26 protein-coding genes and 1 pseudogene are annotated in these 25,904 nt (G+C 68.0%); 14 read left to right on the top strand and 13 right to left on the bottom strand.

Features of this window, described 5'->3' with window-relative positions:
* Nucleotides 1–161: 161 nt before the first annotated feature.
* From ACXI0U_RS07425 to ACXI0U_RS07415, 3 genes are all read left to right on the top strand, one after another.
* Nucleotides 162–815, top strand: coding sequence for a gamma-glutamylcyclotransferase (locus ACXI0U_RS07425; RefSeq protein ID WP_479549965.1), 654 nt, complete (start codon nucleotides 162–164; stop codon nucleotides 813–815).
* 425 nt (nucleotides 816–1,240) lie between these two features.
* Nucleotides 1,241–3,226 (top strand): TonB-dependent receptor plug domain-containing protein, encoded by a 1,986-nt coding sequence (locus ACXI0U_RS07420; RefSeq protein WP_374980456.1) that lies wholly within the window; start codon nucleotides 1,241–1,243, stop codon nucleotides 3,224–3,226.
* Nucleotides 3,227–3,228: 2 nt separating this feature from the next.
* Nucleotides 3,229–3,771, top strand: coding sequence for a molybdopterin-dependent oxidoreductase (locus ACXI0U_RS07415; protein WP_374980455.1), 543 nt, complete (start codon nucleotides 3,229–3,231; stop codon nucleotides 3,769–3,771).
* A gap of 495 nt (nucleotides 3,772–4,266) precedes the next feature.
* Here the strand turns inward: ACXI0U_RS07415 and ACXI0U_RS07410 are convergent, their stop codons facing one another.
* Nucleotides 4,267–4,611 carry a cupin domain-containing protein gene (locus tag ACXI0U_RS07410; protein ID WP_021222797.1) on the bottom strand — a complete coding sequence of 115 codons (345 nt, stop codon included), beginning with the start codon at nucleotides 4,609–4,611 and terminating at the stop codon, nucleotides 4,267–4,269.
* A 207-nt stretch (nucleotides 4,612–4,818) separates the two neighbouring features.
* Nucleotides 4,819–5,577: an SDR family NAD(P)-dependent oxidoreductase gene (locus tag ACXI0U_RS07405; RefSeq protein ID WP_374980454.1), complete on the bottom strand. Its 759-nt coding sequence runs from the start codon at nucleotides 5,575–5,577 to the stop codon at nucleotides 4,819–4,821.
* A gap of 115 nt (nucleotides 5,578–5,692) precedes the next feature.
* Between ACXI0U_RS07405 and ACXI0U_RS07400 the strand changes: the two genes are divergently transcribed.
* Nucleotides 5,693–6,592: a LysR family transcriptional regulator gene (locus ACXI0U_RS07400; protein ID WP_043245783.1), complete on the top strand. Its 900-nt coding sequence runs from the start codon at nucleotides 5,693–5,695 to the stop codon at nucleotides 6,590–6,592.
* Between the two features lie 163 nt (nucleotides 6,593–6,755).
* Nucleotides 6,756–6,908, top strand: a complete 153-nt coding sequence (locus ACXI0U_RS07395) for a PSPA7_2676 family Cys-rich small protein (RefSeq protein WP_286672668.1) — start codon at nucleotides 6,756–6,758, stop codon at nucleotides 6,906–6,908.
* Here the strand turns inward: ACXI0U_RS07395 and ACXI0U_RS07390 are convergent.
* The 6 genes from ACXI0U_RS07390 to ACXI0U_RS07365 form a co-directional block, all read right to left on the bottom strand.
* Complete coding sequence (locus ACXI0U_RS07390; RefSeq protein ID WP_021222800.1) at nucleotides 6,905–7,555, bottom strand: methionine ABC transporter permease; 651 nt, start codon at nucleotides 7,553–7,555, stop codon at nucleotides 6,905–6,907. The two genes, ACXI0U_RS07395 and ACXI0U_RS07390, sit on opposite strands and share 4 nt — an antisense overlap.
* The gene (locus ACXI0U_RS07385) at nucleotides 7,539–8,615 is read right to left on the bottom strand and encodes a methionine ABC transporter ATP-binding protein (RefSeq protein ID WP_479549964.1); all 1,077 of its coding nucleotides are present in this window, start codon (nucleotides 8,613–8,615) and stop codon (nucleotides 7,539–7,541) included. The genes ACXI0U_RS07390 and ACXI0U_RS07385 overlap by 17 nt, the downstream gene beginning before the upstream one ends.
* Nucleotides 8,616–8,905: 290 nt before the next feature.
* Nucleotides 8,906–9,700: a MetQ/NlpA family ABC transporter substrate-binding protein gene (locus tag ACXI0U_RS07380; RefSeq protein WP_479549963.1), complete on the bottom strand. Its 795-nt coding sequence runs from the start codon at nucleotides 9,698–9,700 to the stop codon at nucleotides 8,906–8,908.
* Between the two features lie 24 nt (nucleotides 9,701–9,724).
* Entirely contained in the window at nucleotides 9,725–11,167 is a 1,443-nt protein-coding gene (locus ACXI0U_RS07375) for an LLM class flavin-dependent oxidoreductase (RefSeq protein WP_479549962.1), read from the bottom strand.
* Nucleotides 11,167–12,375, bottom strand: a complete 1,209-nt coding sequence (locus tag ACXI0U_RS07370) for an SfnB family sulfur acquisition oxidoreductase (RefSeq protein WP_431483980.1) — start codon at nucleotides 12,373–12,375, stop codon at nucleotides 11,167–11,169. Before ACXI0U_RS07370 ends, ACXI0U_RS07375 begins: the two co-directional genes overlap by 1 nt.
* 10 nt (nucleotides 12,376–12,385) lie before the next feature.
* Nucleotides 12,386–13,621: an SfnB family sulfur acquisition oxidoreductase gene (locus tag ACXI0U_RS07365; RefSeq protein ID WP_431483979.1), complete on the bottom strand. Its 1,236-nt coding sequence runs from the start codon at nucleotides 13,619–13,621 to the stop codon at nucleotides 12,386–12,388.
* Nucleotides 13,622–14,359: 738 nt separating this feature from the next.
* Here ACXI0U_RS07365 and ACXI0U_RS07360 point away from each other — a divergent pair.
* From ACXI0U_RS07360 to ssuE, 5 genes are read left to right on the top strand one after another with little or no spacing between them, the layout of a single operon-like run.
* Nucleotides 14,360–15,703 (top strand): MFS transporter, encoded by a 1,344-nt coding sequence (locus ACXI0U_RS07360; protein ID WP_431483978.1) that lies wholly within the window; start codon nucleotides 14,360–14,362, stop codon nucleotides 15,701–15,703.
* A 1-nt stretch (nucleotide 15,704) separates the two neighbouring features.
* Nucleotides 15,705–16,472, top strand: a complete 768-nt coding sequence (locus ACXI0U_RS07355; RefSeq protein WP_374980446.1) for an ABC transporter permease — start codon at nucleotides 15,705–15,707, stop codon at nucleotides 16,470–16,472.
* A 9-nt stretch (nucleotides 16,473–16,481) separates the two neighbouring features.
* Nucleotides 16,482–17,252: an ABC transporter permease gene (locus ACXI0U_RS07350; RefSeq protein ID WP_316927527.1), complete on the top strand. Its 771-nt coding sequence runs from the start codon at nucleotides 16,482–16,484 to the stop codon at nucleotides 17,250–17,252.
* 16 nt (nucleotides 17,253–17,268) lie between these two features.
* Complete coding sequence (locus tag ACXI0U_RS07345; RefSeq protein ID WP_031289083.1) at nucleotides 17,269–18,090, top strand: ABC transporter ATP-binding protein; 822 nt, start codon at nucleotides 17,269–17,271, stop codon at nucleotides 18,088–18,090.
* A gap of 10 nt (nucleotides 18,091–18,100) precedes the next feature.
* Entirely contained in the window at nucleotides 18,101–18,688 is a 588-nt protein-coding gene (gene ssuE / locus ACXI0U_RS07340) for an NADPH-dependent FMN reductase (RefSeq protein WP_479549961.1), read from the top strand.
* Nucleotides 18,689–18,697: 9 nt separating this feature from the next.
* On the opposite strand, the gene ACXI0U_RS07335 is transcribed toward ssuE, so the two are convergent.
* On the bottom strand, nucleotides 18,698–19,579 hold the full coding sequence (locus tag ACXI0U_RS07335) for a LysR substrate-binding domain-containing protein (protein ID WP_479549960.1): 882 nt from the start codon (nucleotides 19,577–19,579) through the stop codon (nucleotides 18,698–18,700).
* A gap of 87 nt (nucleotides 19,580–19,666) precedes the next feature.
* Here ACXI0U_RS07335 and ACXI0U_RS07330 point away from each other — a divergent pair, with 87 nt between their 5' ends.
* Together ACXI0U_RS07330 and ACXI0U_RS07325 are read left to right on the top strand one after the other, a co-directional pair.
* The gene (locus ACXI0U_RS07330; RefSeq protein WP_479549959.1) at nucleotides 19,667–20,377 is read left to right on the top strand and encodes a CTP synthase C-terminal region-related (seleno)protein; all 711 of its coding nucleotides are present in this window, start codon (nucleotides 19,667–19,669) and stop codon (nucleotides 20,375–20,377) included.
* Complete coding sequence (locus ACXI0U_RS07325) at nucleotides 20,374–20,733, top strand: antibiotic biosynthesis monooxygenase family protein (RefSeq protein WP_479549958.1); 360 nt, start codon at nucleotides 20,374–20,376, stop codon at nucleotides 20,731–20,733. The genes ACXI0U_RS07330 and ACXI0U_RS07325 overlap by 4 nt, the downstream gene beginning before the upstream one ends.
* On the opposite strand, the gene ACXI0U_RS07320 is transcribed toward ACXI0U_RS07325, so the two are convergent.
* From ACXI0U_RS07320 to ACXI0U_RS07305, 4 genes and pseudogenes are all read right to left on the bottom strand, one after another.
* Nucleotides 20,700–21,329: a tRNA-uridine aminocarboxypropyltransferase gene (locus ACXI0U_RS07320; RefSeq protein WP_479549957.1), complete on the bottom strand. Its 630-nt coding sequence runs from the start codon at nucleotides 21,327–21,329 to the stop codon at nucleotides 20,700–20,702. The two genes, ACXI0U_RS07325 and ACXI0U_RS07320, sit on opposite strands and share 34 nt — an antisense overlap.
* Before the next feature lie 303 nt (nucleotides 21,330–21,632).
* Complete coding sequence (locus ACXI0U_RS07315) at nucleotides 21,633–22,664, bottom strand: methyl-accepting chemotaxis protein (RefSeq protein ID WP_371877140.1); 1,032 nt, start codon at nucleotides 22,662–22,664, stop codon at nucleotides 21,633–21,635.
* A gap of 249 nt (nucleotides 22,665–22,913) precedes the next feature.
* Nucleotides 22,914–23,198: pseudogene (locus ACXI0U_RS07310) on the bottom strand (PAS domain-containing protein); the annotation flags it as partial.
* Nucleotides 23,199–23,355: 157 nt separating this feature from the next.
* Nucleotides 23,356–24,249, bottom strand: a complete 894-nt coding sequence (locus ACXI0U_RS07305; RefSeq protein WP_265168086.1) for a LysR family transcriptional regulator — start codon at nucleotides 24,247–24,249, stop codon at nucleotides 23,356–23,358.
* 271 nt (nucleotides 24,250–24,520) lie between these two features.
* On the opposite strand from ACXI0U_RS07305, the gene speB reads away from it, so the two are divergent.
* Nucleotides 24,521–25,480, top strand: a complete 960-nt coding sequence (gene speB / locus ACXI0U_RS07300) for an agmatinase (protein WP_021222817.1) — start codon at nucleotides 24,521–24,523, stop codon at nucleotides 25,478–25,480.
* A 2-nt stretch (nucleotides 25,481–25,482) separates the two neighbouring features.
* On the top strand, nucleotides 25,483–25,890 hold the full coding sequence (locus ACXI0U_RS07295) for a YybH family protein (protein WP_479549956.1): 408 nt from the start codon (nucleotides 25,483–25,485) through the stop codon (nucleotides 25,888–25,890).
* Nucleotides 25,891–25,904 lie beyond the last annotated feature (14 nt).

The raw sequence follows: 25,904 nt of genomic DNA, 5'->3' as shown, positions 1-25,904 counted from the left end.
GATAACCGCGTGTTTAGCTGACCCGGCAGCAACAGCGGCCCTTACCGACGAAAAAATCACGCCCAGGCGACGATTGCCCGTTCCTCCGCAGGCCCCGCAACTGGTACAACGAAGGCGCGGCCCCAGCAGCGTCGCGCACCACCGAGAGATACGCGTTATCCATGTCAGGCCAGCACGATATTCACCCGCCCTACCCGCCCCAGCTGGATCAGCCGGTGCGGTTGACCCCCGGTGAGTTGCTGGCCTCCCTCGAAGCGACGATGAAGGCCCACCGTGGCGGGCCGGTCTGGCTGTTCGCCTACGGCTCGCTGATCTGGCGCCCCGAGTGCCCCACGGTGGAAACCCGCCGCGCGCGCATCCACGGTTACCACCGCGGGCTTTACCTCTGGTCGCAAATCCACCGCGGCACCCCGGAATCCCCCGGCCTGGTGCTGGGCCTCGATCGCGGCGGCTCCTGCGCCGGCTTCGCCTACCGCCTGCCCGACGAGCAGCTGCACGAACACCTCTTCGCCCTCTGGCAACGGGAAATGCCCGATGCCGGCTACGAGCCGCGCTGGCTCAACTGCCACCTGGCGGACGGCCAGCGCGTGCAGGCCCTGGGCTTCGTCCTGCGGCGCAACCTCCCCTGCTACGCCGGCGCCCTGCCGGACCACGTGCTCACCCAGGTCTTCGCCGGGGCCTGCGGGCACTACGGCACCACCCGGGATTACGTGGAAAAAACCGTCAACAGCCTGCGCGCCCATGCGATGCCGGATCGCAAGCTGGAGGCGGCGTTGATGAGGTGCTGCAAGCAGGGGAATTTGAGTCTGGGGTGATCACCGTAGGATGGGTCGGGCGGCGTTCCGCGAGCTCCGCGAAACCCATCAATGCGAGGCCCCGGCATAAGCCTGTGCCGATCCCGACTCCGCCTGGTGGATGAAAAAAGCGCCATCCACCCTACACAACGGTCATCTCCGTGCCGGGCCTTCGCAGGAGCGAATTCATTCGCGATCGGACGCCCAGGCGAGCCCCCGGAAGGCCCGGTTTTCGCGGGCCGTTCTCCCCCAAAACCGTTATGCATGAAAATATATAGCGCTACGCAAACGGCTCGATTACTCTGTGGCCCGCCGGGCCTTCCCTCCCGGCGCAAGGCCGGTCAGCCAACGCCGGTCGCATTCCCCGAGCTCAAGCGTTTGCCGGTCGTACCGACCCTGTAGAAGTCACGGCAATCGCTATATACAAAAATACATAGCGAGCATCCATGAACGACAAGATCCTCTCCCGCTGCCTGGCATTGGGACTGCTAACGCCGAGCGTCTTCGCCCCACCGCTGCTGGCCGCCGGCCAGACCGAAAGCCAGGTGTTCAGCCTCGGCGAGCTGCTGATCCGCGCGCCGTCCAACCGCAGCGACGGCTTCGGCGACCAGGTTTCCTCCTCGGTCAGCGCCCATGACATGCAGCGCTTCGAGCGCCACACCGTCACCGAGGCGCTGGGCCTGCTCAGCGGCGTCAGCACCTCCACCAACGCACGCAACGAGGGGACCATCAGCCTGCGCGGCTTCGACTCGCGCCAGGCGCCGATCTTCATCGACGGCATCCCCGTGTACGTGCCCTATGACGGCTACGTCGACCTCGACCGCTTCACCACCGGCGACCTCGCGGCGATCCAGGTGGCCAAGGGCATGAGCTCGACCATGTACGGCCCCAACACACTGGGCGGCGCCATCAACCTGGTGACGCGCAAGCCGGTAAGCGAGTTCGAGGGCGATGTCAGCCTCGGCGCCGGCAGCGGCCGCCTGCTGCGCCGTGGCGTCAACCTTGGCAGCAATCAGGGCAGCTGGTACGTGCAGGCCTCCGCCTCCCAGGACGAAGCCGACTACTACCGCCTTTCCGACGACTTCGAGCCGACCGTCCGCGAGAACGGCAACAAGCGCGAGAACTCCGACTTCAAGGACCGCAAGCAGTCGCTGAAGATCGGCCTCACCCCCAACGAGACCGACGAGTACGCCTTCGGCTACGTGCGCCAGGACGGCCAGAAAGGCCAGCCGCCGAGCACCGACCCGGCCGCCACCCAGCGCTACTGGCGTTGGCCATACTGGGACAAGGAGAGCTATTACTTCATCGGCAACCACGCCCTGACCGACTACGAGACCCTGCGCGTGCGCGCCTTCGCCGACCACTACGCCAACGGCCTGGACGGCTACACCAACGCCACCTACACGCGCCTGGCCACCAGCGGCAACAACCCGCAGTCGCCCTCCAACACCGGCAGCAGCAACTACGACGACCACAGCCGCGGCGGCTCCATCCAGCTGCAGAGCGACCGCCTCGACGGCCACCAGATCAAGGTGCAGTACGCCCTCAAGCAGGACCGCCACGAGGAAGACGACGGCGTGCGCACCACCAAGCGCCTGGAAGATCGCCTCACCTCCATCGCCCTGGAGGACACCATCCGCCTCGCCGACCGCTGGCACCTGTCCCTCGGCGCCAGCCGCGACAGCCTCAAGCCGCTGGACGCCGACGTCTACGCCAAGCCCGACGAGCAGCACGCCAACAACTGGCAGGGCGCGCTCTACTTCGACCCGGCGCCGGACCACCGCCTCTACGCCAGCATCGCCCGCAAGAGCCGCCTGCCCACGCTCAAGGACCGCTACTCCCTGCGCTTCGGCACCTTCATCGAGAACCCCGGCCTCGCCCCCGAGCACGCCACCCACTACGAGCTGGGCTACCAGGGCCAGCCCTGGGCCGGCGGCCAGCTGGAAGCGGCGCTGTTCCGCAGCGAGATCGAGGACCTGATCCAGCGCGTGCGCAACGTGCAGCCCGGCCGCGACCAGATGCAGAACATCAACAAGGCGCGCCATGAAGGCGTCGAGCTGAGCCTGCGCCAGGAGCTGGGCGAACAGCTGGAAACCGGCTTCGCCTACACCTACCTGGAGCGACGCAACCTCAGCTCGTCCACCCGCCTCACCGACACCCCGCGCAACAGGCTCAACCTCTGGGCCGACTTCGCGCCCATCGAGCGCCTGCACCTGATCGCCATGCTCGAGCACGCCGACCAGCGCTGGTCCTCGGACACCGCCAAGGTCTCCAGCTTCACCCGCGTCGACCTCAAGGCCAGCCTGGCGCTGACCCGTGAGCTGAGCGTCGAGGCCGGTGTCAGCAACCTGGGCGACGAGGACTACGAGCTCTCCGATGGCTACGCCGAAGCCGGCCGCCAGTACTTCACCAACCTGCGCTACGAGTTCTGACCATGGACCTGAGACTTTCCCTGCGCATCGCCCTGCTCGCCCTGCTGAGCCCGGCGCTGCATGCCGCCGAGTTCGTCCCCGACGACCCCAGCACCTACGTGACCGAAACCCTGGAAATGACCGGCGAGGTGCAGAACCCGCTGCGCTTCACGGTCGACGACCTCAAGCGCCTGCCCTCCTACGACTACAAGGCCGTGGCTGCCGCCTGCGGTGGCGACGTGGCCAACGCCGAGTACAAGGACTACCGCGGCGTGCTGCTGCGCGAACTGGTGCAGAAGGCCGCGCTGGCCGGCGACGACCCCAAGGGCTGGAAGCGCGCCTACGTCATCGCCCATGCCAGCGACGCCTATATCGCGCTGTTCAGCTGGAACGAACTGCTCAACACCCAGGTCGGCGACGGCGTGCTGGTGGTCTACGCCCAGCACGGCGAGGCGCTGCCACCGGAAGCCGGGCGCATCGCCCTGGTCTCCGGCTGCGACCGCCACGCCGGCCCGCGCCACGTGAAATGGCTGAAAAGCATCGAATTGAAAACCGTACCGCAGTAATTCAACCCCAGGGCTCGGTGGAGGCCCGACCCCGCAGCAAGGCCTCCATCCCTTTCAGACCGTCGACTTCGACGGTCTTTTTTTGCTCGCAGGAAAGCGGCGGGAAGCTTGAAGCTTGAAGCTTGAAGCTTGAAAGGATGGTGCCGCGGATCGACGTAGGTTGGCGCCGAGCGCAGCGAGGCCCAACGCAACGATGCAGGCCCACGCACGCCAATCACCGCAATGATGGGTTTCGCGGAGCTCGCGGAACGCCGCCCGTCCCATCCTACGAATAGCTCGCAGCCCCGTCGTAGGGTGTGCTGCGCACCGAGAAGAGGGTGCGCACCCACGGTTCAAGATGATCGAAGGACGTTGAGGCAGCCGGCGAAGAAGAGCGATGAGCTGAAACGGAGCACCCTACGCCCATTGGGGCTCCGCTTGGTGGATGAAAAGAGCGTCATCCACCCTACACACCGGGAAGCTGGGTGCCATGCATGGCACCCATCGTTTTCGCGATCAGGCGAAGACGAAGTACTTGCGCACCGTCTCCACCACTTCCCAGGTGCCTTTCATGCCGGGTTCGATGACGAAGACGTCGCCGCCGCGCAGGTGCACCGGCGCTTCGCCTTCCGGGGTGATGATGCAGTAGCCCTCGAGGAAGTGGCAGAACTCCCACTTCTCGTAGTTCACCTCGAATTTGCCGGGGGTGCAGATCCAGGTGCCCATGATCTTGCTGCCGTCGGCCGAGAGGTAGGCGTTGAGGTTGACCGTGTGCGGGTCGCCGCCGATGCGCTTCCATTTGGTGGCGTCGACCACGGGGACGGGGCAGGTTTCGCGCAGGACGGTGATGAAATCGGACATGTGAGCTCCATGCTTGGCGGAATCGAGCGGCCACCATAGGCAGGATGCCCGGCGCGGACTTGCCTGTGACCGCCGCCCGGGTGTCCAGAAACGCAGCTGCTGGTCTTCGATCGCGAATGAATTCGCTCCCACCGGGCCTGTAGGTCGGGTGCAACCCGAGGCCGCCGTGCATCGGGCCACGCGGGTTTCACCCGCCCAGCGGGGCGATCAGAGGAACATGCCGCCCGAGGCTTCGATGCGCTGGCCGGTGACCCAGCGGCCGCCGTCGGAGAGGAGCATGGCGATGGCGCCGCCGATGTCGTCCGGCAGGCCGACGCGGCCCAGGGCGGTGTTGCCGGCGATGAAGTCGTTGACCTGGCTGTTGTCGCGCACCACGCCGCCGCCGAAATCGGTCTCGATAGCGCCGGGGGCCAGCACGTTGACGGTGATGCCGCGCGGGCCCAGCTCCTTGGCCAGGTAGCGGGTCCACACCTCGATGCCGCCCTTCATCGCCGCGTAGGCTCCGTAGCCCGGCAGGGAGAAGCGCGCCAGCCCGGTGGAGATGTTGATGATGCGGCCGCCGTCGGCCAGCACCGGCAGCAGTTTCTGGGTGAGGAAGAACGGCCCCTTGAGCTGGATGTTCACCAGGGTGTCGAACTGCTCCTCGGTGGTTTCGGCGCAGCTGGCGTGGATGCCGATGCCGGCGTTGTTCACCAGGAAGTCGAAGGTCTCGCGGCCGAACGCCTGCTGCAGGGTCTCGCCCACCTGGGCGGCGAAGGCGCCGAAGCCCGTGCTGTCGCTCACGTCCAGGCGCAGCATGCGGGCGCGGCCTCCGAGGCGCTCCACTTCGCGGGCCACGGCCTGGGCTTCGTCGGCCTTGCTGTGGTAGGTGCCGATGATGTCGACGCCTTGGGCCGCCAGGTGCAGGGCAGCGTTCTTGCCGAGGCCACGGCTGGCGCCGGTGATGAGTGCGATCTTGCGGGTCATGGTGGAGCTCCTCAGGGGATTGGAAGTGGAGCCAGCTTATTGTCCGGCCGAATACTGATAAACGCCGCGAAATCGGAAATACTGATCGCCTCAACCGAACAAACGGAAACGGGCCATGAACAAGCTCGAGCTGTTGCGTACCTTCGCCCGGGTCACCGAGCTGTCCAGCTTCACCCAGGCCGGGGAAAGCCTCGGCCTGCCCCGCTCCAGCGTCTCCGAGCAGGTGCAGGCGCTGGAGCAGTTGCTGGGCGCGCGCCTGCTGCAACGCACCACGCGCAAGGTGCAGGCGACCCAGGATGGCCTGGCGCTGTATGAACGCTGCAAGGCGCTGCTGGCGCAGATGGACGAGCTGGAAGGCATGTTCCGCCAGGACGGCGAAGTGCTCGCCGGGCGCCTGCGGGTGGACATGCCCAGCCGCATCGCCCGCCAGTTGGTGATGCCGCACCTGGGGGAGTTCCTCGACGCCCACCCGGGCCTGGAGCTGGAGCTGAGCGGCACCGACCGCCGCGTCGACCTGGTGCGCGAGGGCTTCGACTGCGTGCTGCGCGCCGGCAACCTGGTAGACGAGACCCTGGTGGCGCGCTCCCTCGGCGCCATGCCCATGGTCAACTGCGCGAGCCCCGAGTACCTGGCCCGCCACGGCACGCCGCACAGCCTCGACGACCTCGCCCGGCACCGCCTGGTGCACTACCTGCCGGTGCTCGGCGCGCGGCCCGACGGCTTCGAGTACCTGATGGGCGGCAAGGTCCACCAGGTGCCCATGGCCGGCAACCTCACGGTGAACAACGCCGATGCCTACGAGGGCGCCTGCCTCGGCGGCCTGGGGCTGATCCAGGCGCCGCGCATGGGCCTGCGCGAGCACCTGGCCAGCGGCGCCCTGGTGGAGCTGCTGCCCGGCTACCCGGCGCCGCCCCTGGCGCTCAACCTGCTCTACGCCCACCGCCACCTGCCCCGCCGCGTGCGGGCCTTCATCGACTGGCTGGAAGGCCTGCTGGACCGCGAGAGGAACCGCTGATGCGCAACACCCTGAAATGGCGGATCGCCCGCCGCCGGCAATTTAGGTTGTCCGCTCTAGACCGCAGCGCGGATGCTCCCCTGGCCGACACGCACAACAACAAGGCGCATGCACTGCACCCCAACCCCTGCCTGGTTGAACGGGGCGAGCCCCGGGAGGTTACATGCGACTCCATTGTTTTCTGTTCGGATGCAGCTGGACCGAAGGACACGAAACCGACGTGGGCGCCGAGCCCATGCTCTGTCAACGCTGCACACGCTGCGGCGCCCATCGCTACGTGAAGCGCGAGGTCCCCGAGGAGCCCTCGCCCGGCTAGCGCTTGTTGAGCAGTCGCGCCAGCCGATCCCCACCGAACTGGATCAGGGTCACCAGCACCACCAGCAGGATGATCACCGTGAGCATGATCTGCGTGTCGAAGCGCTGGTAGCCGTAGCGATACGCCAGGTCGCCCAGCCCGCCCGCGCCAATGGCGCCGGCCATGGCCGAGGAGTTGATCATGGTCACCAGGGTGATGGTGAAGCCGCCGACGATGCCCGGGCGCGCCTCGGGCAGCAGCACGTTCCAGATGATGTGGCGGCGCTGGCAGCCCATCGCCTGGGCCGCTTCCACCAGGCCGAAATCCACCTCGCGCAGGCTCACCTCGGCGATGCGCGCGAAGAACGGCGTGGCGGCGATGGTCAGCGGCACCACTGCGGCCCAGACGCCGTAGCTGGTGCCGACGATCAGCCGGGTGAAGGGGATCAGCGCCACCATCAGGATCAGGAAGGGGATCGAGCGCAGCACGTTGACCACGCTGCCCAGCGAACGGTTGAGCGCACGCGCCTCGAAGATCCCGCCCGGGCCCGTGGTGACCAGCACCAGCGCCAGGGGGATGCCCACCAGGAATACGATCAGCGACGAGGCGCCGATCATCAGCAGCGTGTCGAGGATGCCCTGCAGCAGGCGGTCAAGCATGGGCGACATAGCCGAGCACCTCCGCCTTGTCCGCCAGGCCGTGGGCCTGCTCCAGCACCCAGGCACCGCCCTGCCCCACATCGCTGATGCGCACCAGCAGGTGCCCCTGGGCGCGGCCCTGGATGCGGTCGATGCCGCCGTGCAGCAGGCTCACCCGCGTGCCCAGGGCCTGGGTGATGGCCAGCAGGTCCGGCTCGCGGCCGCTGGCGCCGGTGAAGTGCAGGTCCAGCAGCAGGTCGCCGCCGGGCACCGGCTCGCTGGCCAGGCGGCCTTGCAGGTCGTCCGGCAGCTCGTGGCGCAGGGTGCCCAGCAGGGTGCGGGTGACCTCATGTTGCGGGTCACCGAACACCCGCCAAACCTCGCCCTGCTCCACCACCCGGCCACGTTCCAGCACCACCACGCGGTCGCAGATTTCGCGGATCACGCCCATCTCGTGGGTGATCAGCACGATGGTCAGGCCCAGGCGTTTGTTGATGTCGCGCAGCAGCGCCAGGATCGACTGGGTGCTCTCCGGGTCCAGCGCCGAGGTGGCCTCGTCGCAGAGCAGGATCTCCGGCTGGTGCACTAGCGCCCGGGCGATGCCGACACGCTGCTTCTGCCCGCCGGAAAGCTGCGCCGGGTAGGCGTCGCGCTTTTCCGACAGGCCCACCAGGGCCAGCAGTTCGCCGACCTTGCGCTCGATATCGGCCTTGGCCACGCCCGCCACCTTCAGCGGCAGGGCGACGTTCTGCCAGACGGTCTTGGCCGACATCAGGTTGAAGTGCTGGAAGATCATGCCGACGCGCCGGCGCAGCAGCACCAGCTGCTTCTCGTCGAAGGCACCGATGTCTTCCTCGTCTATCACCACCTGGCCCACCGAGGCCTTCTCCAGGCGGTTGAGGGTGCGGATCAGCGACGACTTGCCGGCGCCGCTGCGGCCGATGATGCCGAACACCTCGCCCCGGCGGATCTCCAGGTCGATGCCCTGCAACGCCTGCACCGGCCCCTGGTTGCCCTGGTAGGCCTTGCCCAGCCCCTGCAGGCGGATGTGCGGCAGGTCCAGGCTGATAGTGCGGTTGAAACTGACCATAAGGGCCTCTCGAAAATATGTTTAAAGCCCGAAAACAGGAGCCTTGGGAGTCAGTAGCACGGGCTTCAGCCCGGGAATGATCCACGCCGCTCCCGGGCTGAAGCCCGGGCTACACGCTGATTTCCAATGGCCGAGCGACGCAGAACCTGTGGGAGCGGATTCATCCGCGATTGCAGGCCGAAGGACTGCCAGGGCCGCCCGGGGAGCGCTGCGCGCTCCTTTCGCGAATGAATTCGCTCCCACAAACAGCAATGACACCGTGCCTCCGGTAGCCCTGGATTCCAGGGGCATCACTGCCAGCCGGGCTGGTACAAACTTCCGTGCGCCTTATCCAAGGCGGCGCGGACTTGCGGCGAGTGCTGGTACACATCCACGAACTTGGCCAGGCGGCCGTCGTCCTGGTAATCGCCACGGGTGACGAACTGGATGATGTATTCCTTGTTCTCGATGCCGTCGAAGAGCAGCGCGCTGTTGGGGTCGAGGGTGCCGGCCAGGCGGATGTAGTGCGGGTAGCCCTGGGCCAGGTCGACGTCGTCCAGGGCGCGCACCAGCTGCACGGCTTCCAGCTCGATGATGTCGATGTGCTTGGGGTTGTCGATGATGTCGTCCAGGGTCGCCTTGTAGCCCACGCCGTCCTTGAGCTTGAGCAGCCCGGCCTTCTGCAGCAGCTGCAGGCCGCGACCGCCGTTGATGGGGTCGTTGGCAATGGCCACCTTGGCGCCTTCGGGTAGGTCGGCGATGGCCTTGTACTGGGTCGAATACAGGCCGACGTTGTTGATCACCCCGGGGGCGAAGGCCTTGAGGGCGAAGCCGCCTTCCTTGTTGGCGTTCTCCAGGAAGGGCGTGTGCTGGAAGTAGTTCACGTCGATGTCGCCGTGGGCCAGGGTGATGTTCGGCGTGTTCCAGTCGGTGAACTCCACCAGCTCCACCTTGAGGCCTTGCTTGGCGACTTCTTCCACCGCCACTTCCAGGGGCGGGGCGAAGGCGGCGGTGGTGCCCACCTTCAGGGGCTGCTCGGCGGCCTGGGCGATGCCGGCGGCCAGGAGCAGGCCGAGGGTGAGGGTCTTGAGGCTGTGTCTGGGCATGGTTTCTATCCTTGGGTAATGGGTTCAGGTCGTGGGAGCGAATTCATTCGCGATGGAAGGCGCAGCCTTCCCCTGGAAGTCCGGGGTCGCCCCTTCGGGCCGATTCGCGAATGAATTCGCTCCCACACGGGCCCCCCGATGGTCCGCCGGCAGGTGGTTACCCGCGCCGAACAGCTTGTGGCGCAGGGTGCCTTCGGCATACGCGGTCTTGTAGGCACCGCGGGCCTGCAGCTCGGGGATCACCAGGTCGATGAAGTCGGCGTAGCTCTCGGGGGTGACGATGCGGGTGAGGTTGAAGCCGTCGAGCCCGGTCTCGTCGATCCAGGCCAGCAGCTCGTCGGCCACCTGGGTCGGCGAACCCACCAGGAGGATGTAGCGGCCGCCCAGAGCGTGCTGCTCCAGGAGCTGGCGGCGGGTCAGGCTGTTCTCCCGCAGCTTGTTGGTGGCCGATTCGATGGCATTGGTCTTCACCGGGCGGATGGGCTCGTCCAGGCCGTACTCGGCGAAGTCGATGCCGGTGGAACTGGCGAAATGGGCGACACCCGCCTCGGCGCTGGCATAGGCCAGGTACTCGGCGTGCTTGGCGCGGGCCTCGGCCTCGGTGGGCGCGACGATCACGCTGATGCCCATGAACACCTTCACCGCCTGTGGATCGCGGCCGGCGGCCTGGGCGGCGGCGCGCACCTTGTCCACCTGGGCGCGGGTGGCCTCGCGGTTGTTGCCGCTGATGAACACGCACTCGGCATGCTCGCCGGCGAAGCGCAGGCCGCGCGCCGAGGAGCCGGCCTGGAACAGCACCGGCGTGCGCTGCGGCGAGGGCTCGCAGAGGTGATAGCCCTCGACGTCGTAGAACTCGCCGTGGTGGTGGACCTTGTGCACCTTCTCCGGCTGGGCGTAGAGGCGCCGCTGGCGGTCGCCGAGCACCGCGCCCTCCTCCCAGCTGCCCTGCCAGAGCTTGTAGAGCACCTCCAGGTACTCGTCGGCCTGGTCGTAGCGGCGGTCGTGCTCCACCTGCTGGGTCAGGCCCATGGCCCGCGCCGCGCTTTCCAGGTAGCCGGTGACGATGTTCCAGCCCACGCGGCCGTCACTGAGGTGGTCCAGCGTGCTCATGCGCCGGGCGAACAGGTAGGGGGCGTCGTAGCTGAGGTTGGCGGTGAGGCCGAAGCCCAGGTGGCGGGTCACCCCGGCCATGGCGGAGACCAGCAGCAGCGGGTCGTTGACCGGCAGTTGGATGCTCTCCTTGAGGGTCAGGTCGACGTTGCCCTGGTAGACGTCGTAGACGCCGACGATGTCCGCCAGGAACAGCCCGTCGAACAGCCCGCGCTCCAGCAGCTGCGCCAGCTCCGTCCAGTAGGCCAGCGTGCGGTAGTCGCTGGAGCGGTCGCGCGGGTGGGTCCAGAGGCCGTGGTTGATGTGCCCCACGCAGTTCATGTTGAAGGCGTTGAGGAGGATCTGCTTGCGCGCCATCAGATCGTCCCCCGTCGTGGTGGCAGTACCTCGTTGAGGTAGTAGTTGCCCACCGCGTGGACCTTCCAGCGCACCGGGTCGTGCAGGGTATGCACCCGGGCGTTGCGCCAGTGGCGGTCGAGGTTGTGCTCGGCCAGGGTGGCGCGGGTGCCGGCCAGTTCCAGCAGCTTGCTGCCGGCACTGAGCGAGACCTCGGTGGTCAGCGCGCGGGCCTCGGCGACGGCGATGGAGGCAGCGGCGACGCTCTCCACCGTGGGCTCCGCCGTGGCGGCGTCGAGGATGCGCCCGGCGCGGTCGAGGATGGCCTCGGCGGCATGCAGGCGGATGGCCAGGCGGCCGAATTCGTGGATCGCCAGCGGGTCGTCGCTGGCCTTGTCCACCCCGGCGTCGATCCAGGGCCGCGAGCGGGTGCGCACGAACGCCAGGGCGTCTTCATAGGCCTCGCGGGCGATGCCGGCGTCGATGGCGGCGTGGAGGATCTGGGCGAAGGGGCCGACCGTGGTCGGGCGCTCGAAGGCGGCCTGGAACGACACCACGTCCTCCGCCGCCACCGGTACGTCGTCGAAGATCGCGGTGCCGCTGCCGGTGGTGCGCTGGCCGAAGCCGGACCAGTCGTCGACGATCTCCAGCCCCGGTGCATCGCGCTCGACGAAGGCGAAGTGCTGGTGGCCGTCCTCGCCTATGGCCAGGGTCGGCACGCGCTGGGCATAGAGCGCACCGGTGCAGTAGAACTTGCGGCCCTGGATGCGGAAATCGTCACCGTCGCCGACCAGCCTGGTGGTGCGGTCGTTGGAGGTGCGCGTGCCGATTTCCGCCAGGGCGTTGCCGAAGCGCTCGCCGGCCAGGGCGGCGGCGAACAGGCGCCGTTGCTGGGCCTCGCTGCCGTTCACCCGCAGCACTTCGAGGGCGTAGAAATGGTTCTGCGGGATCTGCCCGATGGAGCTGTCGGCGGCGCAGATGATCGCCACCACGCGGGCCAGGGTGACGCGGGACACCCCGGCGCCACCGAACTCGCGGGGCACGGTGATGCCCCACAGGCCGGAGCGGCTGAAGGTGTCGAGCTCGGCATGGGGCAGGCGCCGCTCGCGGTCGCGCTCGGCAGCGCCGCTGCGGAATTCCTCGGCCAGTTGCCGGGCCACGGCCAGCGCCTCGGCGTCGTCGCGGATGATGGCCACCGCCGGGCCCTGTTGCGGTTGCAGGAGGGTCATGGGCGCTGCCTCATATCCAGGAATGACGCGCCGGGAAGGCGCCATTGAGGTGGTAGTTGCCGACGGCGTGGACCTTCCAGCGCACCGGGTCGTGCAGGGTATGCACCCGGGCGTTGCGCCAGTGGCGGTCGAGGTTGAACTCGGCGAGGGTGGCGCGGCTGCCAGCCAGCTCGAACAGCTTCTCGCTGGCCAGCAGGCTGATCTCGGTGGTCAGCACCTTGGCCTCGGCGACGGCGATGGAGGCGCGGGCGGCGGCCGCGGCGTCGATGGGCGCGGCGGCGATCTCGTCGAGTACCTGCCCGGCGCGTTCCAGCAGCGCGTTGGCGGCGTTCAGCTCGACCTTCAGGCGGCCGATCTCGGCAATGGTGTAGAGCTCTTCGCTGGCGCGCTCGACGCCGGCGTCGACCCAAGGCCGCGAGCGCTCGCGGATGAAGGCGATGGCGTCGTCGATGGCGGCCTCGGCGATGCCGGCATCGATGGCCGCCTGGATCAGCTGCGACAGCGCGCCCTGGATGCTCGGCACCTCGGCCAGGCGGCCGTTGTGGAACACCAGGTCGTCGGCCACGGGGGCGCGGTCCAGCAACACGGTGCCGCTGGCGGTGGTGCGCTGGCCGAAGCCGGACCAGTCGTCGACTATCGCCAGCCCCGGCACCCCGCGCTCCACCAGGGAGAGCACGCCGACACCGCTGTCGTCGATGGCCTTGACCGCCACCCAGTGGGCAAACAGCGCGCCAGTGGAATAGAACTTCTCGCCGCTGACCTCGAGGCCGGCATCGCCGCGGGTGATGCGCGCCTTGATCTCCAGGGTGTGCCGGGTGTTGCGCTCGGGCCCGGCATTGGCCAGGCGGCGCCCTTCGAGGATGCCGGCGAAGACCTTGCGCTTCTGTTCCTCGCTGCCGACGTACTCGATGACGCTGAGCAGGCCGAACTGGTTCTGCGGGATCTGCCCCAGCGCCGGGTCGGCCGCGCAGATGATGCGGAACACCTCGGCGAGGGTGACGTAGGACACCTCGGCGCCGCCATAGGCGCGCGGGATGCGGATGCCACCCAGGCCGAGCCGGGTGAAGCGTTCCAGCTCGCGCCAGGGCAGCAGGCGTTCGCGGTCACGGTGTGCAGCCCCTTCCTTGGCCAGCTTCGCCACTTCGTGGGCGGCGAGCAGGGCCTGGGCATCGTTCTCGATCAGCGCCGCCGGGAGTAGCGGTGGCGCTTCATCACGAAGAACCTTGGGTTCGGTTTCGTTAGTCATGCATGTGGCCTTGGGCAATGTGCGTGTTCAGGCTTCCTTCATCCGGGATTCCGGACACGAAGGAGGCGGAGGCAAGCAAGGCGGGAAAGGTGGAAGCGCGAAGGGGAAAACCAGCTTCTCCGTCAGCGCTGTTGGATCGCGAACACCCGCGACCTTGCTTGCAAAGAGACAAAGCACAAGCCGTGCCTGATTTTTATTTCCTTTAAATTCAATTAGATAGAGTTTTAGTCCAACACTTCATGGCGGCTGGGGCAGGCAATCTGTTGGTCAGGTGTTGCTGGAACAACAGTTGATGAGCGAGGGCCTCACCGTAGGAGCGAGCTCTGCTCGCGAAGCTTTTGTGCGGGGGGGGTTGGTGGGCTGAAACCCACCCTACATAAAAAGCCCTCCCATCCCGAGGCCTTGCGGTTGCCCCTTGTAGGGTGGATGACGCTTTTTTCATCCACCAGCGGAGCCCGGCATGACCCCGATTGGTGGACCGATAAAGCGGGGTCCACCCTACTCCTGTGGGAGCGGTTTCAACCGCGAAAAGCATCGCGAATGAATTCCACACACAGTTCCCCCCATAAACCGCACCTGCGCACCGGCAAAAACACCCTGTCGCTGCACTGCTGCCCCAGCAACACCGCGCAAGCACCGGGCTGCTGGCCTTGCAGCACGGCATCCGCAATCGCGCCACCCATCAAAATAAATCCCTTTTAATTCAATGACTTGAATTGAAATCAAAAAGCGGCACGCATGCTGCTATGTCACCTGGCCCATGCGGTCGATGCGCCTTGCGCTACCGACTGCCAGCTGTTCGCCCAGGACTCCACCCATGCAGCCGATACCTGTTCCACCCTCGCCCTTCACGGCATCGTTCCCGCCATGCGGGGCGCGACCATGAGCCAGCGCCCGTCCGCCTTCCTGTTCAATTTCCTGCTGCTGGCCGCCTTCAGTGGCGCCACCATCGGCATGGCGAAGATCGTCACCACCCTCTATGCGCTGGAGCTGGGTGCCAACTCCATGCAGATCGGCGTGATCGCCGCCATGGAGTCCCTGGGGATGATCTTCGTCACCCTGCCCGCCGGTTTCGTCATCGCCCGCTTCGGCGCGCGGCGGGTGTACTTCCTCGCCAGCCTCGGGCCGATGCTGCTGAACCTGCTGATCCCGGTGTTCGCCAGTTGGTGGTGGCTGGCGCTGGCGCGGCTGCTGATCGGCCTGTGCATCCCCTTCCGCATCGTTTCGATGAACAGCGCCTTCCTCCGCCAGTTGCGCCATATCGGCCACGCCAAGGCCGGCTGGTACCGCGGTGCGCTGACCCTGGGCATGGGGCTGATCGGGCCGCTGCTGGGCAATGCCCTGAGCGGCACCGGCAGCTTCACCCTGGGCTTCGTGGTGATCGGCCTGTGCTTCGGCGCCATGGCCGCGTACAGCCTGGGCTTCTGGAACGAGGCCGGCGGCGACGAGAGCGCCGCCAGCGCACCCGGTGGCAGGCTGCTTGGCGAGGTGCGCGGCATGCTGGCCAACCCGGCGATCAGCGAGAGCTGCCTGATCGAGGCGGTCAGCGCCTCCACCGGTTCCCTCTACGGCACCTTCATCCTGTTGCTGGCCATGCAGGTGGCCGGGCTGACCCAGGGCCAGGCCGTGAGCCTGGTGATGATCCAGGGGCTGGCCTCGGTGCTCGCCCTGTTCGGCCTCGGCCGCCTGGTGCAGCTCGGCGGCCGCGCCTTCGCCTATGGCTCCAGCTTGCTGGCGGCGGTGGTGGCGCTGGTTCTGCTGGGGCTGGCCCACCACTACTGGCTGCTGGCCCTGGGCGCGGTGCTGCTGAGCATCGCGGCGGCCCAGGTGCACCTGGTGAACATGGCGCAGCTGGCCAGCCACGCCATGGACAAGAGCAAGATCTCCGGCCTGTTCAACCTCGCCACCATGCTCGGCGGCTTCGGCGGCGCCATGCTCGGCGGGCTGGTCAGCCACCTGGTGGGGCTCGGCAACCTGTTCCTCTGCTGGATTCCCCTGGTGCTGGCCACCACCCTCGCCTGCTGGTTGCGCGCCCGGCGCCGCACGCCGGCCAACGCCCCCTCGCTGTTGAATGAGGCCTGACATGACCGCGACCCTGAAACGCCTGCCGGGTGCGCTCACCTGGCTGATCTCGCCCCTGGCGCTACTTGCGCTCTGGGCCCTGGTGGCCGACGCCGGCCTGTTCCCGCGCCAGCTGCTGATCCCGCCGCTGCACGTGCTGCAGGCCTTCGAGGAACTGCTGCAGAGCGGCGAGCTGCAGGAGCACCTGGGCGGCAGCCTGTCGCGCCTGGGCCTGGGCTTCTGCTTCGGCGCCGTCGGCGGCCTGGCCTTCGGCGTGCTGATGGCGCTGTCGAAGCAGGTGGAGGCCTATTGCGGCCCGCTGTTCCACTGCCTGCGGCAGATCCCCAGCATCGCCCTGATCCCGATGTTCGTGCTGTTCTTCGGCATCGAGGAGACCTTCAAGATCGTCATCGTCGCCAAGGCGGCGTTCTTCCCCGTGGCCCTGGCCGCCAGCGAGGGGGTGAAGGCCATCCCGCGCAGCTACTTCGAAGTGGCGGACGTGTACCGCCTGCGCTGGCCGACCCTGGTGCGCGAGGTGGCCTTCCCCGCCGCCGCGCCGCCGATAATCACCGGCCTGCGCATCAGCCTGACCCGCGCCTGGGTGGTGCTGGTGGCCGCCGAGCTGCTGGCGGCCGACAGCGGCCTGGGGCAGATGATCGAGATGGGCCGGCAGATGCTGCGCATCGACGTGGTGATGGTCGGCGTGCTGGTCACCGGGGTGATCGGCTTCAGCCTCGATTTCGTTTTCCGCCTGCTGGAACGCCGCCTGTTCCGCTGGCAGTCGCGCTAGGAGCCCGTCATGTCCCGAATCCTTTCATTGCTGCCGCGCCTGCGTGGCCTGGTGCTGCCGCTGCTGCTGGTGGCCGGCTGGGAAGCCCTGTCGCGCCAGGACGCCGCCAACGCCTACGCCTTCGTCCCCCTGAGCCGCATCGGCCAGGCGCTGGTGGAGCTGCTGGGCAACGGCGAGCTGCTGGTCAACCTCTTCGCCAGCCTTGCACGCACCAGCGGCGGGCTGCTGTTCGGCGTGCTGTTCGGCCTGGGCCTGGGCGTGCTGATGGCGCTGTCGAAGGTGGCCGACCGGGTCATCGGCCCGCTGTTCCACTCCATCCGCCAGGTGCCGATGCTGGGCTGGATCCCGCTGATCGCCATGTGGTTCGGCAACGGCGAATTCTCCAAGGTGCTGATCGTTTCCCTGGCCGCCTTCTACCCCATGGTGCTCAACACCTATGAAGGCTTCACCCAGGTGGAGAAGCGCTACCGCGAGTTGGGTCGGGTCTTCGAGCTGGGCCCGTTGCAGCAGTTCCGCCATGTGCTGCTGCCGGCCGCCCTGCCGAGCATCGCCACCGGCCTGCTGCACGCCCTGGCCTTCGCCTGGGTGACGGCGGTGGGCAGCGAGCTGTTCCTCTCCTCCGGGGCCGGCCTGGGCAACCTGATGATGAGCGCCGAGGCTGGCTCGCGCATGGAAGTGATCGTCCTCGCGGTGCTCTGCATCGGCCTGCTCGGCTACCTGATGAACCTCACCTTTTCCCGCCTGGCGCGCTATCTGCTGCGCTGGCGCAACACCCGTTGAACGCAGGTTGATGACCATGACAGCACTCGCACAGCACGCCCCCACGGGGCAGCAACAGACCCTGCCCGGCGCCCTGGAGATCCGCGGCCTGAGCAAGCAGTACCGCATCGAGGGCCGCGACCTGCCGGTGCTCGAAGGCATCGACCTGAAGGTCGCCCCCGGCGAGTTCGTCAGCATCGTCGGCGCCAGCGGCTGCGGCAAATCCACCCTGCTGCGGCTGATCGTCGGCCTGGAGAACGACTACCAGGGCGAGATTCTCCTCGACGGCCAGCGCATCGCCGCCACCAGCCTGGAGCGCGGCATCGTGTTCCAGGACCACCGCCTGTTCCCCTGGATGACCGTGCGCGAGAACATCGCCCTGGCCCTGAAGAACCACCGCCTCAGCGCCGCCGAGAAGGAGCGTCTGGTGGCCGAGCACATCGCCCTGGTCAACCTGCAGGGCTTCGAGAACGCCTGGCCGCACCAGCTTTCCGGCGGCATGGCACAACGCGCGGCCATCGCCCGGGCGCTGGTGAACAAGCCGAAGATCCTGCTGCTGGACGAGCCCCTGGGCGCCCTCGACGCGCTGACCCGCGTGCACTTGCAGCGGGAACTGCAGCGCATCTGGATCCAGCAGCGCAGCACCATGATCATGGTCACCCACGATGTGGAGGAAGCGCTTTACCTGGGCGACCGGGTGATCGTGCTCGACTCCCACCCGGGGCGCATCAAGCACGAGATCCGGGTCGACCTGCCGCACCCGCGCGACCGTGCCTCGCCGCTGCTGCAGACGCTCAAGGAGGAACTGCTCACCGAGCTGACCGGCCACGACACCCCCACCGCCGGCCAGGCGGCCTGAGGAGCGCAGCATGCGGATCGTCACCCTCGCCGGCAGCCCCGGCCTGCGCTCACGCTCCGGCGTGATCCTCGCCCACGGCCAGCGCTGGCTGATGGAGCACGGCGCCAGCGTGCGCCATTTCGGCATCCACGACTTCAAGGCCGAGGACCTGCTCCACGCGCGCTTCGACAGCCCGGACGTGCAGGTGCTGATCGAGGCGGTGGCTGCGGCAGACGCCCTGGTGATCGCCACCCCGGTGTACAAGGCGTCCTTCTCCGGCGCCCTGAAGACCCTGCTCGACCTGCTGCCGGAGCGCGCCCTGTGCGACAAGCCGGTGCTGCCCATCGCCAGCGGCGGCAGCCTGGCCCATATGCTCGCGGTGGACTATGCGCTGAAGCCGGTGCTCTCGGCCCTCAAGGCGCAGCAGGTGCTGCACGGCATCTTCGCCATCGACGCCCAGGTGAGCTACGACGACCAGGGCGGCACCCTGGCCGACGACCTGCGCCAGCGCCTGGGGGACGGCCTGCAGCAGTTGCTAGAAATCCTCCAGCGTCGCCCCGCACGGCTGCAACCGCACCAGCTGGGGGACAGCCTGAAGGCGGCGCGCTGGGGTATCTGACCCCGGCCTTCAGGGACCCAGGCGGATGGCGCCACCCAGCTCGTCGAACAGCGTCACCACCGAGCGCAGGGCGCGGCAATCCGGACGGGTCAACAGCCACAGGGCGGTGTCGCAATCCGGCAGTTCGCCCTCCAGCGCCTGCAGCCCGTCGCCGATGAGGAAGCGCGGCAGGGCCGCCACGCCAAGCCCGGCACGGGCCATTTCGGCGACCGAGAGCATGCTGTTGCAGCGGTAGGCCGTCACCAGCGCCGGGTAGCGCTGGCGGCGCCAGACCACGCTGGGGTGGTTGGGCAGGAATTCGTCCGGGGCGATCCAGGCCATGGCGGCCAGGTCGCTGGTGTCGCGCCCCTGCAGATAGGCCGGGCTGGCGCACAGGCCGTAGGCGACCTGGCCCAGACAGCGGCCGACCAGATGCTGCGGCGGCGCGTTGGTCAGGCGCAGGGCGATGTCGGCGTCGCGGCGGCTGAGGTTGGCGAAGTCGTTGGAGGTGGCCAGCTCCAGGTGCAGCGCCGGGTAGTTGGGCATGAAGCGCGCCAGGGCCGGCAGCAACAGGCCGTGCAACACCGAGTCGGTGCAGGTCAGGCGCACCGTGCCGTTGAGCACCTCGCGGCCCTGCTCCAGGGCCACCCGTGCCGCCTCCAGGGCCTGTTCGGCCTGTTCCGCCTGCTGGGCCAGGAGCAGCGCAGTGCTGCCGGGCAGGTAGCCGGCGCGGCTCTTCTCGAACAGTTCCTCGCCCAGGGCCTTCTCCAGCTTGCGCACCGCGCGGAACACCGTGGAGACATCCACCTTGAGCAGTTCGGCGGCCCGCGCCAGGCTGCCGCCCCGGACCAGGGCGAGCACCAGGGCCAGGTCGCCGTGCTCCAGGCGATAGTGCGCAGCTGCAATGATCAATTGTGTTTTCGCCAATATTGAGTGCCAGGACGCAACTATATAGTCCGTCTGCCACCGCGCATATCGCGCCGCAGACAAGGAACGGACATGGCTTCCACCCTCCCCCGCGCCACCCGCCTGCGCATCGCCCTGATCGGCGACCGCAACCCCGAAATCACCGCCCACCAGGCCATTCCCGAGGCGCTGTCCCTGGCCGCTTCGGCGCTGGACATCGGCCTGGCGCCCACCTGGCTGGCCACCGATGCCCTCGATACGGCCACCCTCGCCGGTTTCGACGGCCTCTGGTGCGTGCCGGGCAGCCCCTACCGCGACACCGAAGCAGCGCTGCGTGCCATCGGCCATGCCCGGCTCGAGGGCGTGCCCTTCCTCGGCACCTGCGGCGGCTTCCAGCATGCGTTGCTGGAGTACGCGCGCAATGTGCTGGGCTGGGCCGATGCCGAGCACGGCGAGAGCGCGCCCGAGGCCGCCCGCCAGGTGATTGCGCCGCTGTCGTGCTCGCTGGTGGAGGCCATCGATTCGGTGCGCCTGGAACCCGGCTCGCGCATCGCCCGGGCCCACGGTGCGGAGCTGGCCTTCGAGGGCTACCACTGCCGCTACGGGCTCAACCCGCAGTTCGCCACGGCGCTGCTGGGCGGGCCGCTGAAAGCCAGCGCGCGGGATGCCAGCGGCGAGGTGCGTGCCGTGGAGCTGGAGGGCCATCCCTTCTTCGTCGCCACGCTGTTCCAGCCGGAACGTGCCGCCCTCGCCGGTCGCCTGCCCGCGCTGGTGGCGGCCTTCGTCGCGGCCTGCGCCCAATGAGCGGCGGCGACGGGCAGGCGTTCGCCCAGACGCCGGCGGCGCCCTACTACGCGGTGATCTTCACCTCGCTGCGCACCGCCACGGACGACGGCTACGGCGACACCGCCGAGCGCATGGTGGACCTGGCGCGCGAGCAGCCGGGCTTCCTCGGCGTGGAGTCGGCACGGGGCACGGACGGGCTGGGCATCACCGTTTCCTACTGGGAGAGCGAGGCGGCGATCCTCGCCTGGAAGCGCCAGGGCGAACACAGCCTGGCGCGGGCACGGGGCCGGGCGGATTGGTACAGCGCCTTCGAGGTGCGCATCGCCCGGGTGGAGCGCGCCTACGGCTTCTCTCGCGAGGGGGAACCGGCCTGAGGCTGGCCGTGGTTGCGCTGGAAGGTCTCCTCGCCCATGGCGGCGATCTGGCCTTCGATCAACGCTTCGAAGGGCTTGAGCAGGGCATCGAAACGGGCCGGTGCTTCCAGCAGGTCCAGCGCCTGGGCGATGGCCTCGACGGTGGACAGCGCCCCCGGCGCCGGAGCCTTGCGCAGGCGGTAGCGGGAGACGCCGCCGGCCGGCAGCGTGACCCGGGGCAAGGCCGCCAGGGCGGGATTGAGGTGCAACAGCTTGCGCGCCTTGCGCCAGGTGCCGTCGGGCACCACCAGCAGCACGGGGCGCCCGGCGGTGCCGTCCACTTCCGCCAGCGACACGGCCTCGTCCCCCGGGAACAGCAGCCGCGCGTCATGGCGCGGGTCGGCCAGTTCGGCCGCCAGCTCAGGGAAATGCTCGCCCACCCGCAGCTCGGCGTTCTCCAGACCCAGCGCCGCCAGCCGTGCGGTGTTCAGCGCATGCCCCACCTCGCTCGGGTGCTGCAGGACGAGCACGCGGGTACGGCTGGGCAGGCTGGGGATCAGCGGGCACAGGCAATGGCTGGCGGGGCGTTGGCAGCGGGGGCATTGGGGGCGGGACATGGGCGGGGATTTTGCCATGGATGCCGAGCACGGCGTGGGCCCTTTTCGCGAATGAATTCGCTCCCACAAGATCGCGAAGGGCATGACCGCTGCATAGGGTGGAGGTCGCTTTTTACCTCCACCGGGCGGAGTCGAGCGCGGCACGTTGTGGTGCCTGAAACGCCGCGTTGATGGGTTTCGCAGAGCTCGCGGAACGCCGCCCGACCCATCCTACGGACACGGGGGCGGGGTTCGGGAAAGTGGGGCATCCCTGCCCCGGGAACCGCGCCCTCCTGCGTGGCTCCGCCCGCCCATGCTCGGTCGTTAGCGGTTGAAGCGTTCCGCCAGGCTGTGCAGGTACTCGGCCATGTGCTCGAGGTCCTGGCTGATCTGCGCGCCTTCCTGGGCCTGGCCGGCGCTGTGGTCGGAGAGCTGGGCGATGCGGGTGATCTGCCGGCTGATGTCGTCGGCCACGTGGCTCTGTTGTTCGGACGCGGCGGCCATCTGCTGGCTCATGCCGGTGATGCGCGTCACCGCCTGGCTGATGCCATCGAGCGCCTTGCCGACGGCCTCGACGCTGCCGACGCTGTCACGGGAGATTTCCTCGCCCCGGTTGGCGGTAGCCACCGCGCGGTCGGCACCGGAGCGCAGCGAGGCGATGATCTGGTGGATCTGCTCGGTGGACTGGCGGGTGCGCGAGGCCAGCGAGCGCACCTCGTCGGCCACCACCGCGAAGCCCCGGCCCTGCTCGCCTGCCCGGGCCGCTTCGATGGCGGCGTTGAGCGCCAGCAGGTTGGTCTGCTCGGCGATGGAGGTGATGACGTCGGCCACGCTGCCGATGGACTGGGTGGAGTTGGCCAGCTCGTTCACCGCCTGGCCGATCTCGCTCACCGCACTGGCCATGTGCTGCATGGCGCTCAGGCTATCCCCGGCCAGGCCGCGCCCCTGCTGCGCCAGGCGGTCGGCCTCCTCGGCGGCATGGGCGGTGTTCTGCACGTTGTGCGAGACCTCCTGGATGGTCGCCGCCATCTGGTTGATGGCGGTGGCGGACTGGTCGGTCTCGGAGCGCTGCTGCTCCAGCAACTCGGCGCTGGAGCGTGACAGCCGGGAGGAGTCCGAGGCCCGTAGCTTGACGTTGATGCCGGCATCCTCCAGCCGCGTGAGGGCCGTCTGCAGGCGCGCCTCCTCGCTGATCATGGCCATGTCGAGCAGCGCCTGCGCACCCTTGTTGCTGGAATAGGTCAGCGATACCAGGCCGCTGGTGAAGGCCTTGGGATGCTCGGCCAGGGTGCGGCGGATGGTCTGCCGCTTGCTGTAGAGCTGGTAGGAGCCGAGGGCGAACATGGTCACCAGCATCAGGCCCACGAGCGCCGGACCGCCAATGAGCAGGTGACCGCCGAGGATCACCAGGGTGGCGAGGATCACCGGCCAGGAACGGACCAGATCGTAGGTCCAGTACTCGATCCAGGGCACCGGCGCCTTGCCAGCCCGCAGGCGCGCGTAGAGGGCGTCGGCGCGCTGCACCTGCTCGCGGGTGGGCAGCGAGCGCACGGACTCGTAGCCGACCATCTGGCCGTTCTCGTACACCGGGGTGACATAGGCGCTGACCCAGTAGAAGTCGCCGTTCTTGGAGCGGTTCTTCACCAGGCCCATCCAGGGCTTGCCCTGCTTGAGGGTGTCCCACATGTGGCCGAAGACGGCGGGCGGCATGTCGGGGTGACGCACCAGGTTGTGCGGCTGGCCGACCAGCTCCTCGCGGGAGAAGCCGCTGATCTCGACGAAGGCGTCGTTGCAGTAGGTGATCTTGCTACTGAGATCGGTGGTGGAGATCAGGCGTTCGTTGGCCGGGAAGGTTCTTTCACGCTGGGTGACGGGTAGATTCTGGCGCATACGCAAATCCCTGGTGATTGGTACGTGTGTACTTCCTGACCCACAGAAATTAGGTCTAGCACAGGGTTGCGAGGCCGCCAGAGGCGCCAGCCATTATTTTGGCATCAAGGGCTGGAACACCTCCCATGCGTCAGGGAAACGCCAGCGAAGCGGCAGCTCAGTGCAGGTTCAACTGGGCTCGCAGCAGGTCGCGGAAGGTGACGATCAGCGGCTCGCGGGCACGGCCCCGACGCAGGATCATGGAGAACGGCGCCTGGTAGCCGAAGGTGGCCGGCAGCAGGCCCCGCAGGCGCTGCTGGTCGACCCAGGGCTGGGCGTAGTGCTCGGGCAGGTAGCCGATGTAGGCGCCGGAGAGGACCAGGATCAGCTGCGCCTCCATGGACTCCACCGTCGCCGCGCTGTGCTTGAAGCCGTGGCGCGCCAGCTCCGCCTGGCTCCAGTAGCCGCGCCCGACCATGCGCTGCTGGGTGATCACCTCGGCGGGGATGCGCCGCTCGGTGAACAGCGGGTGGCGGTCGCTGCAGTAGAGCCAGTGCTGTTCGCGGTACAGCGGTTGGTAGACCAGGCCGTTCATGCGCGTGGAGAAGGCGCCGATGGCCAGGTCCAGGCGGTTGTCGAGCACGCCCAGCTGCAGGTCGTAGGGGCTCATCACCGAAAGGTGCAGGTGCACGCCGGCGTGTTCCCGGCTGTAGGCGCCGATGACCTCGGCCAGGGGCAGGGCCGGGTCGCTGACGGTGGAATCGAGCACGCCGAGGTTGAGGGTGCCGCGCAGCTCGCCCTTGAGGGAGGCGGAATAGCGCTCGAAGCCCTCCAGCTCGCCGAGCAGGCGCAGGGTCTCCTGGTAGAACAGCTCGCCCTTGCTGGTGAGGCTGAAGCCGCCCCGGCCGCGGTGGCAGAGGGTCAGCCCCAGGTGCGCTTCCAGCTGGCTCATGTAGGTGCTGATGGCCGAGGTGGAGAGGTTCAGCTCCTGCTGGGCAGCGGCGAAGCCCTGGTTGCGCACCACCGTGGCGAAGATGCGCAGGAGCTTGATATCGGGGAGGGTGTTGGACATGGGGCTCCGGCAAAACTATCGGCTATGGGGCTCGGTGGGAGCGAATTCATTCGCGATGCGGGCCGCAGGCCCGCCCAGGCGCCGCGTTGCGGCGTTTCGCGGATGAATCCGCTCCCACGATCACGACGCGCCTGCGACAGATCGGCGCAGTCTACCCGCTGCGGATAGTTTAGAAATACCTGAAGTGATTATTTGCCCGTGGGGATTCTTCCCGCGTCGCCAGGTCACCAGAATCGGCCCACGACAACCACAACAAACGTGAGGCCACCCCGTGGACAAGAAACTCCACCAGCCCCTGGGCGGCAATGAAATGCCCCGTTTCGGCGGCATCGCCACCATGCTTCGCCTGCCCCATATCCAGACCCCTGCCGAGCTCGACGCCCTGGACGCCGCCTTCGTCGGCGTGCCCCTGGACATCGGCACCTCCCTGCGTTCCGGCACCCGCTTCGGCCCCCGCGAGATCCGCGCCGAGTCGGTGATGATCCGCCCCTACAACATGGCCACCGGCGCCGCGCCCTTCGATTCGCTGAACGTGGCCGACATCGGCGACGTCGCCATCAACACCTTCAACCTGCTCGACGCCGTGCGCATCATCGAGGAGGAGTACGACCGCATCCTCGGCCACGGCATCCTGCCGCTGACCCTGGGCGGCGACCACACCATCACCCTGCCCATCCTCCGTGCCATCAAGAAGAAGCACGGCAAGGTGGGCCTGGTGCACATCGATGCCCACGCCGACGTCAACGACCACATGTTCGGCGAGAAGATCGCCCACGGCACCACCTTCCGCCGCGCGGTGGAAGAGGACCTGCTCGATTGCGACCGCGTGGTGCAGATCGGCCTGCGCGCCCAGGGCTACACCGCCGAGGACTTCAACTGGAGCCGCAAGCAGGGCTTCCGCGTGGTCCAGGCCGAGGAGTGCTGGCACAAGTCGCTGGCCCCGCTGATGGCCGAAGTGCGCGAGAAGGTCGGTGGCGGCCCGGTGTACCTGTCGTTCGACATCGACGGCATCGACCCGGCCTGGGCGCCCGGCACCGGCACCCCGGAAATCGGCGGCCTGACCACCATCCAGGCGATCGAGATCATCCGTGGCTGCCAGGGCCTGGACATCATCGGCTGCGACCTGGTCGAGGTCTCCCCGCCCTACGACACCACCGGCAACACCTCGCTGCTGGGCGCCAACCTGCTGTACGAGATGCTCTGCATCCTCCCCGGCGTGGAGCACCGCTGAGCATGGACCGCCACGCCCAGGTCATGGAGGCCGCCAGGGAACTGGTGGCCGCCTTCGCCCGCAACGACACCGAGGCCTATTTCGCCGCCTTCAGCGAGGACGCCAGCTTCCTGTTCCACACCACCCCCGGTGTGCTGCAGGGCCGCGCGGCCTACCGCGAACTCTGGGACACCTGGCAACGCGAGGGTTTCCGCGTGCTGGGCTGCGAATCGCGCAATCCGCTGCTGAGCGTGCAGGGCGAGGTGGCGATCTTCATGCACGAAGTGATCACCCGCCTGCGTGTGGGCGGTGAGGCGATCACGAGCCTGGAACGGGAGACCATCGTCTTCCGCCAACAACAAGAACAGGGCCGTTGGCTGGCCTGTCACGAGCACTTGTCGGCAATGCCGGAGCACCTGCCCCAAACCTGATGAGGCTCCCCCGG

The sequence above is a fragment of the Pseudomonas sp. C9D1 genome, assembly GCF_056491235.1.
This window is presented reverse-complemented; position numbering and strand designations above follow the sequence as displayed.

Bases quoted from the DNA above. Each gene is read 5' to 3' on its own strand.
- ACXI0U_RS07425 (WP_479549965.1), top strand. From the start codon at position 162: ATGTCAGGCCAGCACGATATTCACCCGCCCTACCCGCCCCAGCTGGAT.
- ACXI0U_RS07420 (WP_374980456.1), top strand. From the start codon at position 1,241: ATGAACGACAAGATCCTCTCCCGCTGCCTGGCATTGGGACTGCTAACG.
- ACXI0U_RS07415 (WP_374980455.1), top strand. From the start codon at position 3,229: ATGGACCTGAGACTTTCCCTGCGCATCGCCCTGCTCGCCCTGCTGAGC.
- ACXI0U_RS07410 (WP_021222797.1), bottom strand. From the start codon at position 4,611: ATGTCCGATTTCATCACCGTCCTGCGCGAAACCTGCCCCGTCCCCGTG.
- ACXI0U_RS07405 (WP_374980454.1), bottom strand. From the start codon at position 5,577: ATGACCCGCAAGATCGCACTCATCACCGGCGCCAGCCGTGGCCTCGGC.
- ACXI0U_RS07400 (WP_043245783.1), top strand. From the start codon at position 5,693: ATGAACAAGCTCGAGCTGTTGCGTACCTTCGCCCGGGTCACCGAGCTG.
- ACXI0U_RS07395 (WP_286672668.1), top strand. From the start codon at position 6,756: ATGCGACTCCATTGTTTTCTGTTCGGATGCAGCTGGACCGAAGGACAC.
- ACXI0U_RS07390 (WP_021222800.1), bottom strand. From the start codon at position 7,555: ATGTCGCCCATGCTTGACCGCCTGCTGCAGGGCATCCTCGACACGCTG.
- ACXI0U_RS07385 (WP_479549964.1), bottom strand. From the start codon at position 8,615: ATGGTCAGTTTCAACCGCACTATCAGCCTGGACCTGCCGCACATCCGC.
- ACXI0U_RS07380 (WP_479549963.1), bottom strand. From the start codon at position 9,700: ATGCCCAGACACAGCCTCAAGACCCTCACCCTCGGCCTGCTCCTGGCC.
- ACXI0U_RS07375 (WP_479549962.1), bottom strand. From the start codon at position 11,167: ATGGCGCGCAAGCAGATCCTCCTCAACGCCTTCAACATGAACTGCGTG.
- ACXI0U_RS07370 (WP_431483980.1), bottom strand. From the start codon at position 12,375: ATGACCCTCCTGCAACCGCAACAGGGCCCGGCGGTGGCCATCATCCGC.
- ACXI0U_RS07365 (WP_431483979.1), bottom strand. From the start codon at position 13,621: ATGACTAACGAAACCGAACCCAAGGTTCTTCGTGATGAAGCGCCACCG.
- ACXI0U_RS07360 (WP_431483978.1), top strand. From the start codon at position 14,360: ATGCTGCTATGTCACCTGGCCCATGCGGTCGATGCGCCTTGCGCTACC.
- ACXI0U_RS07355 (WP_374980446.1), top strand. From the start codon at position 15,705: ATGACCGCGACCCTGAAACGCCTGCCGGGTGCGCTCACCTGGCTGATC.
- ACXI0U_RS07350 (WP_316927527.1), top strand. From the start codon at position 16,482: ATGTCCCGAATCCTTTCATTGCTGCCGCGCCTGCGTGGCCTGGTGCTG.
- ACXI0U_RS07345 (WP_031289083.1), top strand. From the start codon at position 17,269: ATGACAGCACTCGCACAGCACGCCCCCACGGGGCAGCAACAGACCCTG.
- ssuE (WP_479549961.1), top strand. From the start codon at position 18,101: ATGCGGATCGTCACCCTCGCCGGCAGCCCCGGCCTGCGCTCACGCTCC.
- ACXI0U_RS07330 (WP_479549959.1), top strand. From the start codon at position 19,667: ATGGCTTCCACCCTCCCCCGCGCCACCCGCCTGCGCATCGCCCTGATC.
- ACXI0U_RS07325 (WP_479549958.1), top strand. From the start codon at position 20,374: ATGAGCGGCGGCGACGGGCAGGCGTTCGCCCAGACGCCGGCGGCGCCC.
- ACXI0U_RS07320 (WP_479549957.1), bottom strand. From the start codon at position 21,329: ATGTCCCGCCCCCAATGCCCCCGCTGCCAACGCCCCGCCAGCCATTGC.
- ACXI0U_RS07315 (WP_371877140.1), bottom strand. From the start codon at position 22,664: ATGCTGGTGACCATGTTCGCCCTCGGCTCCTACCAGCTCTACAGCAAG.
- ACXI0U_RS07305 (WP_265168086.1), bottom strand. From the start codon at position 24,249: ATGTCCAACACCCTCCCCGATATCAAGCTCCTGCGCATCTTCGCCACG.
- ACXI0U_RS07295 (WP_479549956.1), top strand. From the start codon at position 25,483: ATGGACCGCCACGCCCAGGTCATGGAGGCCGCCAGGGAACTGGTGGCC.